13 protein-coding genes are annotated in these 16,307 nt (G+C 47.7%); 3 read left to right on the forward strand and 10 right to left on the reverse strand.

Annotated features, from left to right (window positions below; translation table 11 throughout):
* Window positions 1-18 precede the first annotated feature (18 nt).
* The 8 genes from FW767_RS00630 to porU all read right to left on the reverse strand — a co-directional run bounded on the left by FW767_RS00630 (window position 19) and on the right by porU (window position 12,559).
* Window positions 19-2,106, reverse strand: coding sequence for a TonB-dependent receptor (locus FW767_RS00630; protein WP_147438681.1), 2,088 nt, complete (start codon window positions 2,104-2,106; stop codon window positions 19-21).
* 87 nt (window positions 2,107-2,193) lie between these two features.
* Window positions 2,194-2,454, reverse strand: coding sequence for a hypothetical protein (locus FW767_RS00635; protein WP_121698047.1), 261 nt, complete (start codon window positions 2,452-2,454; stop codon window positions 2,194-2,196).
* Between the two features lie 35 nt (window positions 2,455-2,489).
* Complete coding sequence (locus tag FW767_RS00640) at window positions 2,490-4,592, reverse strand: outer membrane beta-barrel protein (RefSeq protein ID WP_147438680.1); 2,103 nt, start codon at window positions 4,590-4,592, stop codon at window positions 2,490-2,492.
* A complete protein-coding gene (locus tag FW767_RS00645; protein ID WP_121698045.1) occupies window positions 4,585-5,862 on the reverse strand; it encodes a radical SAM/SPASM domain-containing protein in 1,278 nt (425 codons plus the stop codon). The genes FW767_RS00640 and FW767_RS00645 overlap by 8 nt, the downstream gene beginning before the upstream one ends.
* Before the next feature lie 24 nt (window positions 5,863-5,886).
* Window positions 5,887-6,846: a UDP-glucuronic acid decarboxylase family protein gene (locus tag FW767_RS00650; RefSeq protein ID WP_121698044.1), complete on the reverse strand. Its 960-nt coding sequence runs from the start codon at window positions 6,844-6,846 to the stop codon at window positions 5,887-5,889.
* A gap of 25 nt (window positions 6,847-6,871) precedes the next feature.
* Window positions 6,872-7,243, reverse strand: coding sequence for a DUF3244 domain-containing protein (locus FW767_RS00655; RefSeq protein ID WP_121698043.1), 372 nt, complete (start codon window positions 7,241-7,243; stop codon window positions 6,872-6,874).
* Window positions 7,244-7,380: 137 nt separating this feature from the next.
* Entirely contained in the window at window positions 7,381-8,985 is a 1,605-nt protein-coding gene (locus FW767_RS00660; RefSeq protein WP_121698042.1) for a tetratricopeptide repeat protein, read from the reverse strand.
* Window positions 8,986-9,184: 199 nt separating this feature from the next.
* Complete coding sequence (gene porU, locus FW767_RS00665; RefSeq protein WP_121698041.1) at window positions 9,185-12,559, reverse strand: type IX secretion system sortase PorU; 3,375 nt, start codon at window positions 12,557-12,559, stop codon at window positions 9,185-9,187.
* A 114-nt stretch (window positions 12,560-12,673) separates the two neighbouring features.
* Here porU and FW767_RS00670 point away from each other — a divergent pair, with 114 nt between their 5' ends.
* From FW767_RS00670 to FW767_RS00680, 3 genes are all read left to right on the forward strand, one after another.
* Window positions 12,674-13,348: a queuosine precursor transporter gene (locus FW767_RS00670; protein WP_121698040.1), complete on the forward strand. Its 675-nt coding sequence runs from the start codon at window positions 12,674-12,676 to the stop codon at window positions 13,346-13,348.
* Between the two features lie 372 nt (window positions 13,349-13,720).
* Window positions 13,721-14,494, forward strand: a complete 774-nt coding sequence (locus FW767_RS00675) for a CPBP family intramembrane glutamic endopeptidase (protein WP_121698039.1) — start codon at window positions 13,721-13,723, stop codon at window positions 14,492-14,494.
* A gap of 235 nt (window positions 14,495-14,729) precedes the next feature.
* Window positions 14,730-15,731 carry a glycoside hydrolase family 43 protein gene (locus FW767_RS00680; RefSeq protein ID WP_121698038.1) on the forward strand — a complete coding sequence of 334 codons (1,002 nt, stop codon included), beginning with the start codon at window positions 14,730-14,732 and terminating at the stop codon, window positions 15,729-15,731.
* Between the two features lie 39 nt (window positions 15,732-15,770).
* Here FW767_RS00680 and FW767_RS00685 read toward each other — a convergent pair whose 3' ends face one another.
* A complete protein-coding gene (locus tag FW767_RS00685) occupies window positions 15,771-16,046 on the reverse strand; it encodes a type II toxin-antitoxin system YafQ family toxin (protein ID WP_121698037.1) in 276 nt (91 codons plus the stop codon).
* Window positions 16,043-16,300: a toxin-antitoxin system protein gene (locus FW767_RS00690; protein WP_121698036.1), complete on the reverse strand. Its 258-nt coding sequence runs from the start codon at window positions 16,298-16,300 to the stop codon at window positions 16,043-16,045. Before FW767_RS00690 ends, FW767_RS00685 begins: the two co-directional genes overlap by 4 nt.
* Window positions 16,301-16,307 lie beyond the last annotated feature (7 nt).

Consider the following 16,307-nt stretch of genomic DNA (forward strand, 5'->3'; position numbering starts at 1 on the left):
AGTCAAGCATCAGACACATCATTGTTCTGTCGACAGACTTCGGTTGTATTGCCTTACCGACTTGCCGCCGCTGAAGCGGTAGGTCAGGCTTATGGTGAGTCGCTGGCCTTGTCGTGCGGTGCCGTGGTCAAGTTTATAGCTTTCGAGTGCGGGATTTTTGAGCCATGTGCGAGAGTCGCCGTTGAACATGCGGAAGAAGCCGCCATAGCTCAGCGAAGTTTCAAGCGCATTGTTTTTCAGCCAGTATTTGCTTATGCTTATTGCAGGCCACTCCACTCCGGTCTTTGTTAGGGACTGTGGTGCCGGTATCAACACGCGATTGTATTCATAAACGACATTGAAATTCATGCGCACGGGGGTATTGTAGTAGTTCAGCGATGTGCGGAATGTATAGCCGTTTCCGCTGTTGGAGAAGTCTCCCCATGAAGCTTTGGTGTGAGATATGCCGGCATCGGCTTTGTAAAGAAAATCGCGTTTGAAGCGTTTGGTGAACGACACGGATGTCCACACTTTGTTGAAACGTGAGTTCTGAGCGGTGAAAGCCACGTATTTGCCATGCTGTCCCGAGGGCAAGATGCCTTCGCGCACCTCGCCGACAGTTGTGAATTTATCGGGATTGAATGTATAACCGCATTGGAAGTTGAAGCAACTGAAGAGGTCGATCCAATAACTTACGTTATGGTTTACACTTGACTTGAGAAACGGATTACCGCCGTTCCATACATACGGTTCAGAGAAGTATCCCCATTCACATGATTGTCCCTGATTGGGATATGATGTGGAGCAGGTATAGGTCAGGCGCATCCAGTTTTGCCGGGTGAGTCTGTAGAAAAACATGGCTGTGGCTCCTACGGGGAATTGGTTTTTAGACTCGCCGTTGCTCTTAAGGTGAACGGCTTCAATCCACGGTGCAATCTGTATATTTATCTTGTCGCGGAAATATCCGAAGCCCAAATAGAAACGGTTGCGCAGGTAACTGTTTGTGTTTAGACGCTCGTTGTTCTCGTAGCCGATACGTTCATATTTTTTCCAGTTATTTTCATAGCCCCATTCGAAAATCAGGCTTTCATCCTTAGACTCGATGTATGCCGACAGGCGGAGTCGGGTGAGGTTCATCCGGTCGCGAAATCGGTTGTGGACATCGATGGTGCCGTCGTCGGCGACGGAGTTGCGGAACGACGAGGGGAGGTAGCGGTAGTTGAAGTCGGTATCGAATTTTACCCGACCGCGTGTGTTGCGGTAAAACAGTCCTAACGAGTGCTCCTCGCCCTTCCTGTAGGTGCGTTCGTCGCGATGTACGATGTCGTCTATATTGGCCGACGGGAGCCGCCGCTGTATATGGCGGTCATAATAGCTGCGGTTTCCGTCACCATTATATGTATAGACGGCGGAAATAGAGCTTTTGGGGTCAATCGTGTAATCGACCGATACATATCCGGCAGCCTTCCATTCATATCCGGTGGTATTTCTTGATCCGTCGGGATTGGGAATCACTTTTTCTTCAAGTCCGCTGAACAGGTATTTTTTATCGGTCCAGATATCATAACAGCCCGTGCCCCAGTAATAGTTGCCTCGTGCATATATGTTCCATTTGTTTTTAGTGTAGGCAAACGATGCGTTCTCGTTGTCGACATTAAGGGTCGAGTTATTATACTTGTTGAAATGGAGCATATTGTTGTGAAATACATACCCTTCGTAGCCTTCGTAGTTTTCTTTGGTATGGAAGTTTATAAGCACATCGTAGCCTTGATATTTTCCGGTGGGATTATGTACAACTTCCATGCGGTCAAACCGTATGTGCTGCAGGTTTAACACGTCGGATGTCGGCTTCTCGATGCTGTCGACAAGCACCACTATATTGGACGAGTTATTGAACGTGACAGTTCTGTCGGCGGGATTGTAATAGAAGTTGGGCAGGTCGCCGAGCATCTGAGCCGTCGACGTCTTGCCTTTGCGCATATTACGGGTAATGGTTATGAGCTGTTTGTTCCCGACTTGCTTTATATTGCTTGCCTCGACAACTACGTCTTTGAGGTTGACAGACAGCGAATCATTTTCAGATGCATATACTACGCTGTTTAGCAACAGAGCAGTTATTAAGAACATTAATTTAATTATATTTTTCATGATTAAGCAAGAGTACGATTGACAAAATTAATTATATGATTTTCAGCATCCGCATCTGCATCAGCTTTATAGCACTTTAATCTGCCGTGCTCTTTGAGCGATTTGTCCACGATATTCGGACATGCACCCATGCATATCGGGAGATGCTTGCATTCGCTCAATAAAGGAATTATACTTTTCGGTATAATTATGGGGCTGTTCAATAACTTTTTTAAATTCGTCACTATTTGCGAGTTCAACAAAGAAAAAACGTTGAGTTAATCCGTTGAAGAATAGCGTGCGGCCGTCTTCCCACGATAGATAGTAGTTGTATTTACTTGGTTTCATTTGGTTAAGGTTAGTAGTTAAACAAAAAGGGATATTTATCTTTCGTTGGAAAGGTCACGGTTGTATTGTCTTACCGACTTGCCGCCGCTGAAGCGGTAGGACAGGGTAATCCATGCTCTGTTTTTGCTGCGGTTGAAGTTCTTGTCAAGCGATACGCTTTTCATGCCGGGAGTGTCCAGAATAGTTTCGGTGTTATTTCCTCCGGCAAATTGAAAGAAGCATGCATAGGTAAGTCCAATTGTCAATCGTCTTTTCAGAAAGCTTTTTGTAATTGATATCTGAGGATTCTCAAAACCGCTTTTTGTTGTTGACTGTGGAGTTACGCTGTTGGCGTGTATATAGGCGTATACAACCTGCGCTGTGAAATTGTGGCGTGTATTGTAGTATGTAAGCGATGTGCTGAAGTCGATTGAATGGGCGCGATTGTGATATAATGAAGTGTAGGCTTGCATATAACTATAGCGGATATCGGCTTTATACACAAAGTCTTTCCATAACCGTTTTGTGACTGAAGCAGAGGTCCAGTATGTCTTATGCTTGTAATTTTCGTATATAGCAGTAATGTATGGGCCGGAAACTCCCGCAGGAGTCATGCCGTTTTTTGTCCCGTAAATCAGTCCATAACTGTTGGGGCTGTAATACATGCCGCATTGTATGTTGAAGCAACGCCACATGTCGAGCCATAGATTCAACGAGTGGGTGACATTGGTTTTAAGAAACGGATTGCCCTCTTCCCATATGAGTGGCGATGTGAAGTAGCCCCATTCGCTTGACTGGGCTTGATCCGGGTAGCTTGTACCGCAACTGTAGTTAAAGCGTATCCAATTTGCCGGAGTAATCCGGTAAAAAGCCATTGCGCTACCCCCCAGCGGGTAGGTGTCCTCCGATTTACCGTCGGTTTTGGCATGGACCTGTTCAATCCACGGGGTGATATTGAAATTGAACCTGCCTACAGACATGCCTACTCCTGCATAAAGTTTATTGCGCATATAACTGTTGGTGCTCAAAAGCTCGTTATTTTCGTTGCGTCGCCTATTGTAGTCTTTCCATGTATTCTCATAGCCGAATGTCAGAGTTATGAGGCCATCTTTCAACTGTGTATTTCCCGATGCTCTGAATCGGGTGAAATTCATGCGGTCGCGGAAGTCATTTTTTATATTGATATCAGGCTCTGTAACTGTGTTAAGGCTTGTGGAGGGCATGAAGCGGTAGTTGAAGTCAACATCAAAGTTTACACGGTGGCGGCTGTTGCGGTAAAATACAGCCGTGGCGTGACTGTTGCCTGTCGCACGGGTACGATTGTCCCGCATAAACTCTTTGGCCGCAGATGAGTTATCAAATGTCTGTTTGATATGCTGATTAAAATAGTCTCTTGAGTTGGTGTTGTCATATGCATATACTATTGAAAAAGAACTTTTGCTGTCAATCATGTAGTCAGCGCTTGCGTAGGCCGACAGACTTCCGCGATACCCGGCCCAATTGCGTGGACCGCCCTTTACCGGCGATATATTTTCTGTCATTCCGTTTATAAGATATTGCGTGGAAGCCCACCGGTCGGTAACGGTAGCGTCCCAATTATGTGCGGCGCGTGCAAAGACTGTCCAGCGGTTTTTTGTGAAAGTACCATAAACCCAACTGTTTTCACAGCCGATAGTTTCGTCTTCGTTGTCGTTGAAGCGGCCCATGACAAGCGAGCCTATCTGTCCTTCATAGCCTTCGTAATCTTCTTTTGTAAAAAATTCTATCAGAACTTCAGCACCCTGATATTTACCTTGCGGACGATCGGTCAATACCATTCTGTCAAAACGAATGTGCTCCAAGTCAAACACGTTGGTTATCGGTTTTTCGATGCCATCCACAAGAACCACGATACTTGTGGAGTTATTGTAACGCACCTCTTTTGTAGCGGGATTGAAGTTGAAACTTGGAAGCCGCCCAATCATTTCGGCTGTACTTACGGTACCTTTTCGCATCTGTCGCGTTATCCGGTAAGTAGTTTTATTGCCTCTGGTGCTGACTGTAGTTGCATTTACAACCACTTCACCAAGTTCATGATGAAGACTATCCTGTGCGCATAGTTCGGGCGCTGACATCAAAATCGTCATCAGCACTGTAAGAATATTAAAATATCTAAACATTTTCATTGGCTTTAATATAATCATAAATATCCGATATGATTTTTTCATCACGAAGTGTTTGATTGCAAGTTATACCGTTGCCATCGGCAAGCATTCGTTCAAGCACTTTCGGACATGGCCCCCAACACATAGGAAAATGCCTGCATGTACTACACTCTGTGGCCGATTCAAAATGATCAAAGTCAGTAAAAGCATAGGTACTGTTCCATACAATATTTCCTTTCTCATCAAGATATCCCCGCGCTTCATCCATATGGTCATTATCGCATTTGCCAACCGAGCCGTCAGGGTAAATGGTGTAGAAATTATGATGATTCACATAACACATGCCAAAGAAATAGTGATGAACATTGTAGCCGCCGTCATTGAGCGCTTTATTGAATTTTGACAGATAGTATGGGGGGAGTGATGTCTCTTCTACCTGCCATATTTTCTTGGCGGTAATTGATAGCTTGGATTTTATTTCAGGCGAAAAATATCGTTCCAAATCTTTCATTACGCTTTTGGCATCAAGCGTTTTTTCATCATAATTTATTCGCAATACACACTCTGTACGGGGAGCGATGTTTAAAATCTCTTTTATGTTGTTAAGTGTTCGGTCAAATGAAGATGTTCCTTCCATGAATTTTACACTTTCATGTTTTTCTCGACATCCGTCAATTGTTATCTGATAAAATTCCACGCCAAGTTCACTTAATCGTTTTATGCGTTGGGGTGTAAGCAGAGTTGCGTTAGTGGTTATTCCTGATGAAAAATGTACGTTTTTACTTTGGCATATATCTTTGGCGTAAGAGTTTATATCTATTATGCTGTCATAGCATAATAGCGGTTCTCCTCCAAACCAAGACAGATACAATTCATTGATATCGTTTTCTTCAATATATGTTTTGATGTGTTCTTTCAATCGATTTTTAGTATCGGCCGACATAAACACTTTTCTATGTTCTTGGATACAATACCAACATCTTAGATTGCAACTATACGTTGGATATATCATCAGCATATAATGTTTCGGCATCCGCAGACTGTCATATAACGATTTTATGGTTTTAACTTCGTCATCACTATCATTAACGATGAAACCGTAATTCTCCATTTTTTCATAAAAAGAGGTGTATTCGGCATTGTCTGTGTCAGGATTTTGAATCAGATTGCAAGTAGAGTCTTTATTGTAGTCTGAAATAAAAAAGAAGCGCTTCGTCAGTCCGTTGAAGAATAGTGTGCGGCCGTCTTCCCACGGTAGATAGTAGTTGTATTTGCTTGGTTTCATATGGTTAAGGTATTTAGGTTACGGTTAGATTATTGAAGTCTTGAAGTAGTTGATAGTGGCGGTGAGTCCGTCGTCAAGATTTACTGTGGGGAGCCAGCCTCCGAGAGCATCACGGGCACGGGCAATGTCGGGGCATCGTCGGCGCGGATCATCCTGCGGCATAGGTCGGTAACCGATTTCCGAGGTTGAGTCAGTAAGGCGTTTTATGATGTCGGCAAGTTCGATGATAGTTGTTTCCACAGGGTTGCCTATATTTACGGGGCTGTGTGTTATATAATTGGCCATCATCAGTATTATGGCGTCAATCAAGTCGTCGATGTACATGAACGAGCGGGTCTGCGAGCCGTCGCCGTTTACGGTAAGCGGCAGCCCTTTAAGCGCTTGTGTGATGAAAGCGGGTATTACGCGTCCGTCATCGGCGCTCATGCGGGGGCCATAGGTGTTGAATATGCGTATAATACGGGTATCAACACCGTACATGCGCCGATAGTCGTTAAACAGCGTCTCGGCAGCACGCTTGCCTTCGTCATAGCAGCTTCGGGGTCCGGTAGTGTTTACATTTCCGAAGTAGTTTTCGTTTTGTGACGACACGAGCGGGTCGCCGTAGACTTCGCTTGTTGAAGCAAGCAGTATACGGGCACCTGTTGTACGAGCGAGTTGTAGAAGATTGAGCGAGCCGGCGACCGATGTCATCAGTGTTTTTACAGGGTCGCTTTGGTACTGACGGGGTGAGGCAGGGCATGCAAGGTTGTAAATCTCGTCAACGGAGCCTAATGAACTGAGCGCCGTAGGCAACGCGCAGGTTATGTCATACCGAATAAAGCGGAAATTAGGCATAGCCGCGACTTCGGCGAGATTCTCAACTCTGCCGGTCGACAGGTTGTCGGCGGCTATGACCTCATGTCCAAGCGACAGAAGCCTGTGGCAGAGGTGAGAGCCGATGAAGCCGGCTCCGCCGAAGACGAGTGAGAGTTTGCGTTTCATATTAACTGGGAGAAAGGGGGCATCTCTATGGCTCGTAGATGAAGTCGCCGGTCCAGATTACGGAGCCTATAGTGACGTCGATAGTGTAGAGGTCGCCGTCGGTAAGCGATGTGACGGTGAAGGTATGGCTTCGCGACGCAGAGCTTGGCAACGCAGAGGAGTAAACGACATCGCCATATTCATTATATATTGTGATAAAGATTTCCTCAAGGGCCACGGGTATATCTACGGCGAAAATGGAGCCATCGTAGCTTACCTGCGGTATAATGGTGACGGATTTACGAACAGGACCCGGATGATTGGTATATTCAGTGCGGCCTACTTCAATCGTATTTCCGGCAGCTATAGCGGTGGCTGACAGAAATAGTCCTATTAAAACGGTAGAAATTTTTTTCATGATGATTTTGGTTTATTGGCAAATGTAATACTCTTGGAAGAAAAAATTTGAATGATATCATTTGCAAAAAGTTCGCAAATGCGTTTCAGTATGAGCAAATTTGTTTGCAAAAAGTTTGCAAACACCGAGCAACATACTCATAACAAGCCGATTAGATTGTTTAGATCTGCGGCCGATGCCGTGGTGGTGTTTTTCAGTTTTTTGTATAAGCGAGATTTGGCTGAAGATATTGTACACTCACTTTTATATAGAATTTTAGCAATGGTCTTGTTGGGTACATTCAGTTTTGTGAGCATGCTTATGCGCTGTTCTGTAACCGACAATATTCTATTCTGGAAGAATATGTAGGAGAATTGAGGTGAGTGAGTGACGAACGCATTGATTAGGGCTTCCCATTCTACTTCATTGAATTTGTATTGACTGTGATTTATTTTTTCAATAAAGTTGATTGCTGCAGCGTCATTTTTTAATGCTTGGTCGGAAGAGAATCGAGAAGTGGAGTTGTCGGCGTTTTTTTCTTGGAGTAGTCTGAATTTAAGATTTAAATTTTCGAGTTCCTTTTTGTTGGTACGCATTTTTCTTATACTGAATAGGCATATAAGGATGAGAACGACCGCAAGGGTCGAAGCTATCAATAGGTTTCGTTCAAGAGTGAGTGTGCGGTTTTTTAATTCTTGATTCTCGCGTTCACGTACTGAATAATCGTAGACGGCATTCATGCGTATGACGGCATCGGCATTTTCGACCATGACTATGCTGTCGGTATATTTCAACAAGTCATTTATATAGACATGAATACTGTCTGATGATGATTTTCGAGCTTCAATAAGCGCCAAGCAACGTGCCGCATTACGCTTGGCGTATACTGAGCCGCTGTCGCTTAGCCAGTTCAGATAAGGTGCTACAGAGGTGTAATCCTCCTCTGATATAAATATGTCGGTAGCGATGGTGTATATAGAATCTTTGAATGGAAGAGATATGGTGTCTTGTAGCGTGTTGCGAATCAAAGAATCTGCTTTTTGAATATTGCCCGTCATATAATAGTGAGAGGCCATTTGTCCGCGCATGAAGTTCTGCCACTCAGGGGTGCCGGTTGCAGAAAGTTCAAAAGCAAGATCAAGGAAATGCATGGCACTGTCCGGGAAGCCAATACACATATAAGCATACGCAATATCTTTTAAATCATATCCCATGGCAATTGTGTCGTGCAGTGATGTTGATATGGCAAGTGCTTTTTTGTTTTCGGCGAGAGCTCTATCTAACATATTTTGACGATAGTATATGCCGGCGGATTGGGCATGGATGTAGCCGCGGAGGCGCGGGTTGACCGAGTCGGGAAGGGCTTCGAGGGCCTGACGGAAGTAGTCAAGGGCGCGAGGGGCGTCGCCGAGCTCGGTGTAGGCGCGTCCGCCGTAGTAAAGCGCGAGCGGCAGGAGGGTGTCGCTCGGTCCCCGGTCGCGATAGTAGTCAACAACGGGACGGATGAGGCTGTCGGTGGTAAACGGCATGTCGGCTTTGTCGCGGGCTTTGACAAGGATAAGCCGATGGTGCATGAGCAGATTGTCATCAGCGGCGAGCGTGGGGGCCATGGAGTCGAGCAGGCGCAGGGCACTGTCGGGGTCGACGTCTGCTATGGCGCTTATGCGGTCGATCTCGCGGTGCACGGCCCGGTGGCGCCGGCTGCATGAGGCGGCGAGGGACAGCAGGATAACCGACAGTATGACTGTGTGCAGAGTTTTCATGCGGATTGGTGCGTTTAGGTTGCTACAAAGATAATGATAAAAACAAACTAACTATACTGTCAATACGCCAATTCTCTGTTTTTACTCCATTTTTATCTAAATGTCCACTTTTTACTCACAGATTGCATCCATAATCATAATTCAATGTAAAAAAATGTAGTCAAACGACAGGTAATGCCGGCGTGAAGACGCAGAACCGTCAACGGGGAGATACGGCTATTTTACAGGTAGCGGCACGCGAAGAACTGCCGTCACGGCAAGCTATGGAGGCGCGGCATATATATATGCCGCCGACTACTGAACGGCCGGCCATGTCGGTAAGAGGCCATGTGACCGGAGCGGTGGTGAACATGTCGCTACGTCCGGCCTGTACGGTAGACCACACAAGGCGCCCGGCCACGTCATATATGGTTATGGCGACATTGACGCGCGAGTCGGGGCGGTCATGGCTGATGTAGAAGTTGACGCGGTCGACGGCCGGATTGACATCGACCCTGAGGTCAAGCAGATCGGGAGCAAGCCCGCGGACAACCGTGAAGTCAATGACCGCCTCGGAGTGATTGCCTGAGGTGTCCCACACACGCAGGAGCAGGGTGTGTGATCCGTCAGACAGGCCTTCAAGGGGATATTGCAGCGTGCCTGAAGCAGGATTGTCACCGGGGGTATAGTACATATATGGCTCAGGCAGTCGCACAGAACCGTCAAGAATGAGAGTCAGCTGATGACCGATACCGGCACCTGACATATTGATGCCTACATTATCGGCTATAGTGGCGATGACAACAGGCGACTCGTTGACAGCCTGACCGGAACGGAAGGCCTCACTGTTAAGATAAAAAGAGGTGATGACCGGAGGCTCACGGTCGGCGGCAGCGGAGTCATCATAGCCGTATACATAAAAGTCGCGGCATACACCGGCGGCATCACGGCCGTCGGCGGCCGATGCATACAACGATAACGCCGGCGGACGGCAGTTGCCGGCTATGTCGGAAGGCATGGCTATGTCAAATGAGAAAGTGCCGCCGCTTACCTCGGTGCGACATACGTATAAGCGGTCGCCCTGCTCCTCAAATATAAGCCTCGGCGCACCATCGTGGCCTTGTCCGGCTGTACTGCGCTCGGCATCATACAGAGTTGCGCGAAGTTTACCGTCGAAATCCCTGACGGTAGCTCCGGCAGCATCAGTGACACGACCGCTCACAGTAACACGCGACAGAGCGCCGACCACCGGAGGAGCCTCGGCATCGGGCACCTCTCCGCCTATCGAGTCGATAACGGCGTGAAGCTTAGGTTCGGCTACACGCAGTGCCGGATCGCCGAGGAGCACGTAACGGAGTTTGTTGGTGTCGTTGTTGAGCAGAGTGTTTTTAGCCTGACGGAGTATCTCGCCTATAGGCATCGACAGCCCGTCATGACCGGCAGCAGACATCAAAGAGGCCACGGCGAGAGAAAGCGACAGATTGCGTGCGGCATACACCGGCCGAGTAGCGGCTACAGCGGCAATTACGCCGTCGGGGTTAAAGAAAAGCTGTTCGGCGCCGGATATTTCAGGAGTGTCCCAATGCAGGAAACTGCACGTAGCGGCATAAAGCACCGGAGGATAACGGAAACCGGGATCATCGAGATCGGCCTTGTCAAGCAACCCTTCGGAAGTCCAGCTGAAAGTGTTGGCATGCCCCGTATACCACCACCACAAGGCTCCCTGCCGCAGCCGCCTGAACATGCGGTCGCGTGCATCACGGGCCACGCGGTCGACGATATTGAACGCGTCGACGTATACCTTTGTATACAGCCTCCTGTCGGCGCTGTCGCCGGCGCGCATGGCACGGTATACGGAGTCCATCTGCAAAAGGTGAGTACCGTTGTCACCGTCATCAGCTGCCAACACGACATGATGTTTCCAGTCACCGTTGTCTTTATCGGACATATAAGCGGCTATCTTGTCCACTGCAGCGTCGGCTTCATGCGGCGATGTGGCGGGTATGCGCCCTACTGCTATGCACAGCCTGTCGCGCCCGGGCGCTGCTCCGGCACCGTCGGCAAGCAAGGTGAGCATGTCGTCGCCGGTGTAGGATATATAGTCATTATCGCCTTCGACGGTCTGCCATAGGGGCAGCACCGGATAGTCCACGGCCGAGGCCGAAGTCAGGCGGCGGTGGTCATGGATGCCGCGTCCTAACAGAAGCGCATAGCGCAGTTTGGCGCCGCCACGGTCATAGTACATTTTAAGCATACGGCGCATAGCTCCGAAGTCAGGCGTACCTGACGAAAATTCATTGTAGACCTCCCTGTCGGTGACAACGTTCACGTCAAGCGGATCATCAGAATTGTCGCGGTGCAGCTCGGCAAGCCGCCGGGCTTGTGGCAGAAACTCGCTGACAGTGAAAATAACCATGTCGGGAACGGATGTGCCGTGAAGATCCTGTGGAGTCACTTCACCGACATACTCCGGAGCCGGTAAAGGAGCGCCGGGTAACCATGCCACATAATCGCGGCGGCCTGACTCGGTGGCCGTCCACAAAGCGCGTGAACCGTCAGCGTAGTAGCGGATAGGCTTTACCGATGCGGCATCGGTGACATCCCACAGAAGGGTGCCCTCGCCGACCCCTTCAAGTGACATGCGAGGCGTCGAAGAGCTGAAAGACAGGTATCCGTCACGAAGTCTCAGCCGACGTCGATAGTTGACGGTGATATAGTCGAGGCGCGCGAGTCTTACAGAAGCCTCGGGAGTAAATGTCACGGTAAGGTCAAGACGTTCGCCGGCTACTTCAGCAGTAGCGTCGATTTCACGCAGAGTGTAGTGACTCTCAAGATCGTTGGGTGTAGAGGGTATCACAGCCGCTTCGGTCACCGGAAGCGCAGTGCCGTTAGCAGAGAATCTTACCGACGACGAGCCCCCCACTGTCTTGGTGGCAAATGCGCAATTGAGCCATAACTCACCGCCGGCGTTATCGGGAAGTGCGAAAGAGAACGTCTGCGACCTGTTGCGCGAGAAGTCCTCGCCGAGCAGAGTATGGCCCGTATTGCCACCAGACACCAATTCGCGTTCGTGAAGCAACGGAGCGGCAAATGTAGTGGCGGCCTCGCCGTCGACTCCGGGCAAACCGGTAGCAACGGTACGTTCAGGATGCAAATCGGTCTCGGTTATAAAATAATATCCTTCGTCAGAATAGTAATTGCGTTCACGGTCGATGCGTCCGTTATAGTCAGCCTTCCATTTCATGCCTGCCGCGGCATAAAACACAATGCCCTCCGGAGTCATTTCGGTGAGAGCCGGCGGCACATCGTCAGTGTATCCCGCAAGAGTGAGCCTGTCGCTTATCGGAAAGCCTCCATAGCCATATACCGCTACCTTTGCGGGGTCGGAGAAGCCCCATTGCCGAAGCCGGTCACGGGTTATAAGGTGCAGTCCGGAATTACTGACCTTTATTTTCACCCAACGTCCTGAAGACAATACGGAGCGGGCGGCGTAGGTGTCGGGCGAAAAGGCATAAAGTCCCGGCGCAAGCCATAAGGCCGCGACAAGACACACCGCGACAAAAGCCGCATGTATCGCACCGTGTCGGAGTATCATAACCTTATAACGTAGCTGCAAGTAAGTATATTTTTTCGCCGGCTGAGAAATTTTGATTAAATTTGCACCCGAAAACAACACTGAGTGCTTGCTACCTCGTAAAAAACAAGAAACATGACTAAAAACTCAACAAAATTCACATTACCTTTTTTGGTACTCACAGTGCTCTTCTGTGTGTGTCTCATAGTGGCCAATCTGGTCGAAATCAAGACAGTGGCGCTCGGTCCGCTGACTGTGACGGCAGGTATGGTCGTCTTTCCCGTCAGTTACATAATCAATGACTGTCTCGTGGAGGTATACGGCTTCAGAAAGGCGCGCCTCGTCATATGGCTCGGCTTCATTATGAACCTCTTCGTAACGCTTATGCTTCAACTTGCCATCATACTGCCGGGAGCATCATCGTGGGGCGGACAGGAGGCTATGCAGGCCGTATACGGCAATGTTCCGCGCATACTTGCCGGATCGTTTCTCGCATTTATATGCGGGTCTATGGTCAACGCATGGGTCATGAGCCGAATGAAAGTAGCATCGGGCGGACGCAACTTCTCGCTGCGTGCCATAGTAAGCACACTTTGGGGCGAGGGCACCGACTCGATAATATTTTTCCCGATTGCCTTCGGCGGCATTCTGTCATGGAGTGAGATAGCGCATCTTATCGTAGTTCAGGCTCTATTGAAAACTCTCTATGAAGTGCTTATACTCCCGGTAACCATAATGCTCGTAAAGCGCCTCAAACGCATCGAGTCGCTCGACACCTACGACGAAGGCGTGACCTTCTCGCTCTGGTAAAGGGCTCGTCTACTGCACATCATAAAGCCGGTATGGGTTATGACAATTATTTAGCCGTAACATAATCCACATATGCTTTGCACATATCCATCAAAGGCGCCACGTCAGCCCAGTCTTTGACTTCCGTACGCGCTTCCTTATACTCCTTTATAAAGTTTTTATAGTCCGGCAGTTCTTTACACCGACCATTTATAACATGAGGTAAATCCCAAGCTGTGCCATTTTCATCATCTTTTTTGAAGTTATATCGAGCGGGGGTTAGAATGGTCTGTGAGTAACCTTTTCATGGCGTTAAAGATAGTCAAAACATTTGAAATACTAAAAAAATCAACTACTTTTGTAAGTTGAATAAGTAAACCAATCTCATTGGAAATGATTTCATTATCGTCAAAAACGGCAAAGATAATATACTCAATTATCGCAAGTGTCCTTCTCGTACTTGTTTGGAATAATGCATGGAAAGTAACAGCGTTATTGGATATTCAATCTTCTCTGCTCAATAAACTTGGTCGCGATTTAATCGTTATTCTTGCGGGTCTTCTACTTACAGCCATTATCATAAAACCAAAAGAGATATTCGCTTTTCTCGGATTAAACGGCAACATTGCCAAAGGACTTGGAATTGCGTTTCTATGTGTGCTGCCCCTATATATAATTTTCCTTTTTTTTGGCTCTTTCAATACAGACACCACACTCTCTTTGATCTTACGAAAAAGTATACTTCCCGGTTTTAAAGAGGAGTTTGTATTCAGGGCGTTTATGTTCGGTATGCTTTTCCGATATGCAAAGACAGGATTCTTTTGGGCCGTTATATTGCCGGCGCTCTATTTCGGCTCCGTGCATCTTTATCAAGGACACGATGCCATTTCTGCACTCGCAGCCTTTGGTATAACCTTTTTAGGCGCAATTTATTTCAGTTGGATGTATGTTGAATGGAATTTCAATCTGTGGGTTCCGGTCGGGTTACATATATTGATGAATGGCGCTTGGGTGATATTTACAATGGAAGGGACAGAGGTTGCCGCCGGAGGCTTGATTTCAAATATAGTACGAGTAATCAGCATTCTCTTGGCGATTACCTTAACAATATGGTATAAGAGGCATAACGCCACCAGAATTTTCAAATATCCGATCTGGCAATTTTAGATGTCACTCCTTATGAGTTGTATCTAAGCTCATAATTCAAATGCTATGTCCTTGTGGGCATATGTGCCCTCACAACGGCATTTCTTTACTATAATACTCAACGTTACACATTTTCGGCGATATAAGCTGTACTCCGTTAGTAACATGAGCTGTTTTCTATGTTTTTTGGTTTAAACTTGCTTGTCAATCTATTGTGAAACGGCTAAATTTGTCATCATCACAATTTTTTGAAGTAATGGTTCTAAAAAACATATTGATAACGGGTCTGTTAGCGGTCATAGCTCCGCTATGTATCAATGCAGGACAGAAAGAAGTATGTCACAATGTGCCACGCGATTCGATAGTGCTGAGCGACCCCGCAATTCTTGCCGACAGCACGACCCGGATGTACTACATGACCGGTACGGGAGGGAAACTTTGGAAGAGCAAAGATCTTGACCGATGGAGCGGCCCGTACGACGTAGCCGATACAGACCCCGCATCGTGGATGGGTCCACATCCCGCCATATGGGCTGCCGAACTGCATGAATATAAGGGGAAATACTATTACTTCGCCACGTTTACCAATCCCGATGTAATAATCGATGAATACCGTGGCAACAAAATAGAACGCAGAGCCTGCCATGTACTTGTAAGCGACACCCCCGACGGACCGTACCGCCCCATGGCTGACAAGACGTATCTTCCGGCCGACCGGCCGACTCTCGACGGCACATTCTGGGTTGACACCGACGGCAAGCCTTATATGATATATTGCGGTGAATGGCTACAGAACTGGAACGGCACTATAGAGCGCATAAGACTGAAAGACGATCTTAGCGGCACAATAGGCGAGGGCGAGATTCTGTTCCGGGCGTTTGACTCACCGTGGAGCCGCGAGATTATAGACGGCAAAGAGAGCCCGAGCAAGGTCACCGACGGACCGTGGCTGTTCAGAACCGGCACAGGACGCTTGGGTATGTTGTGGACAAGCTGGATATATGACAAATACACACAAGGCGTGGCCTACTCCGAGTCAGGCACTCTCGACGGTCCGTGGATACAGCAGCAAGAACCGGTGACACCCCCTGACTTCGGTCATGGAATGCTCTTCAAGACCCTCGACGGCAAGTGGATGATGTCGGTACACAGCCATAAAAACATAAACGGATATTATCACCGCGTGCCCCATCTCTTCGACGTGGACATATCGGGCGACAGACTCATCGTCAGTCCCGTTCCCCGCGGCTGTAAATGACTGTTATAGTCACAAAAATTACGGTTACGCGCTCAATGATTAATTTTCAAAAAGTTCGGAATGTGAGCCAAGACGCACCAGATCAATACTATCTGTATCAGGGTCAAACCATATCAACAAAAAATCGCTCTCTATATGGCACTCCATATAGCCGGCATAGTTACCGGCAAGCATATGAGGATAATTTTCTGCAGGTATCGGTTCCTCATTCTGTAACAGTTTAAGTATCTTAAACAACTTTTCCAGCTTCCTCCGATTATTTCGGAAACGTTTGTAATCCTTCTTGTACCGTGTAGTCGGCCTTAGCTTCTTCATAGGCCCATCGACTTCTCCATAGCTTCAATAGAAGACATATCCAAAGCCGGAGTATCGCGCAGCATTCCCGAACGCACCTCTTCCATCGCTTTAAGTGTTGCCTTGTTAGGAGTATGATAGGCGGCATCGATAAGCAGAGTCTCGACAAAATTATTAAGACTTCGGTTCTGGCATTTTGCCAATTCTTTAAGACGCTCAATCAGATCGACTGACAAACGGAAACTTTGGTTCTTTTTCTGAATCGCTACATCCATGGTTGTA

The organism is Heminiphilus faecis (assembly GCF_008728965.1).
In the GTDB taxonomy this organism is placed as follows: domain Bacteria; phylum Bacteroidota; class Bacteroidia; order Bacteroidales; family Muribaculaceae; genus Muribaculum; species Muribaculum faecis.

Coding starts and splice junctions, on each gene's coding strand:
- FW767_RS00630 (WP_147438681.1), bottom strand. CDS start 2,106: ATGTTCTTAATAACTGCTCTGTTGCTAAACAGCGTAGTATATGCATCT.
- FW767_RS00635 (WP_121698047.1), bottom strand. CDS start 2,454: ATGAAACCAAGTAAATACAACTACTATCTATCGTGGGAAGACGGCCGC.
- FW767_RS00640 (WP_147438680.1), bottom strand. CDS start 4,592: ATGTTTAGATATTTTAATATTCTTACAGTGCTGATGACGATTTTGATG.
- FW767_RS00645 (WP_121698045.1), bottom strand. CDS start 5,862: ATGAAACCAAGCAAATACAACTACTATCTACCGTGGGAAGACGGCCGC.
- FW767_RS00650 (WP_121698044.1), bottom strand. CDS start 6,846: ATGAAACGCAAACTCTCACTCGTCTTCGGCGGAGCCGGCTTCATCGGC.
- FW767_RS00655 (WP_121698043.1), bottom strand. CDS start 7,243: ATGAAAAAAATTTCTACCGTTTTAATAGGACTATTTCTGTCAGCCACC.
- FW767_RS00660 (WP_121698042.1), bottom strand. CDS start 8,985: ATGAAAACTCTGCACACAGTCATACTGTCGGTTATCCTGCTGTCCCTC.
- porU (WP_121698041.1), bottom strand. CDS start 12,559: ATGATACTCCGACACGGTGCGATACATGCGGCTTTTGTCGCGGTGTGT.
- FW767_RS00670 (WP_121698040.1), top strand. CDS start 12,674: ATGACTAAAAACTCAACAAAATTCACATTACCTTTTTTGGTACTCACA.
- FW767_RS00675 (WP_121698039.1), top strand. CDS start 13,721: ATGATTTCATTATCGTCAAAAACGGCAAAGATAATATACTCAATTATC.
- FW767_RS00680 (WP_121698038.1), top strand. CDS start 14,730: ATGGTTCTAAAAAACATATTGATAACGGGTCTGTTAGCGGTCATAGCT.
- FW767_RS00685 (WP_121698037.1), bottom strand. CDS start 16,046: ATGAAGAAGCTAAGGCCGACTACACGGTACAAGAAGGATTACAAACGT.
- FW767_RS00690 (WP_121698036.1), bottom strand. CDS start 16,300: ATGGATGTAGCGATTCAGAAAAAGAACCAAAGTTTCCGTTTGTCAGTC.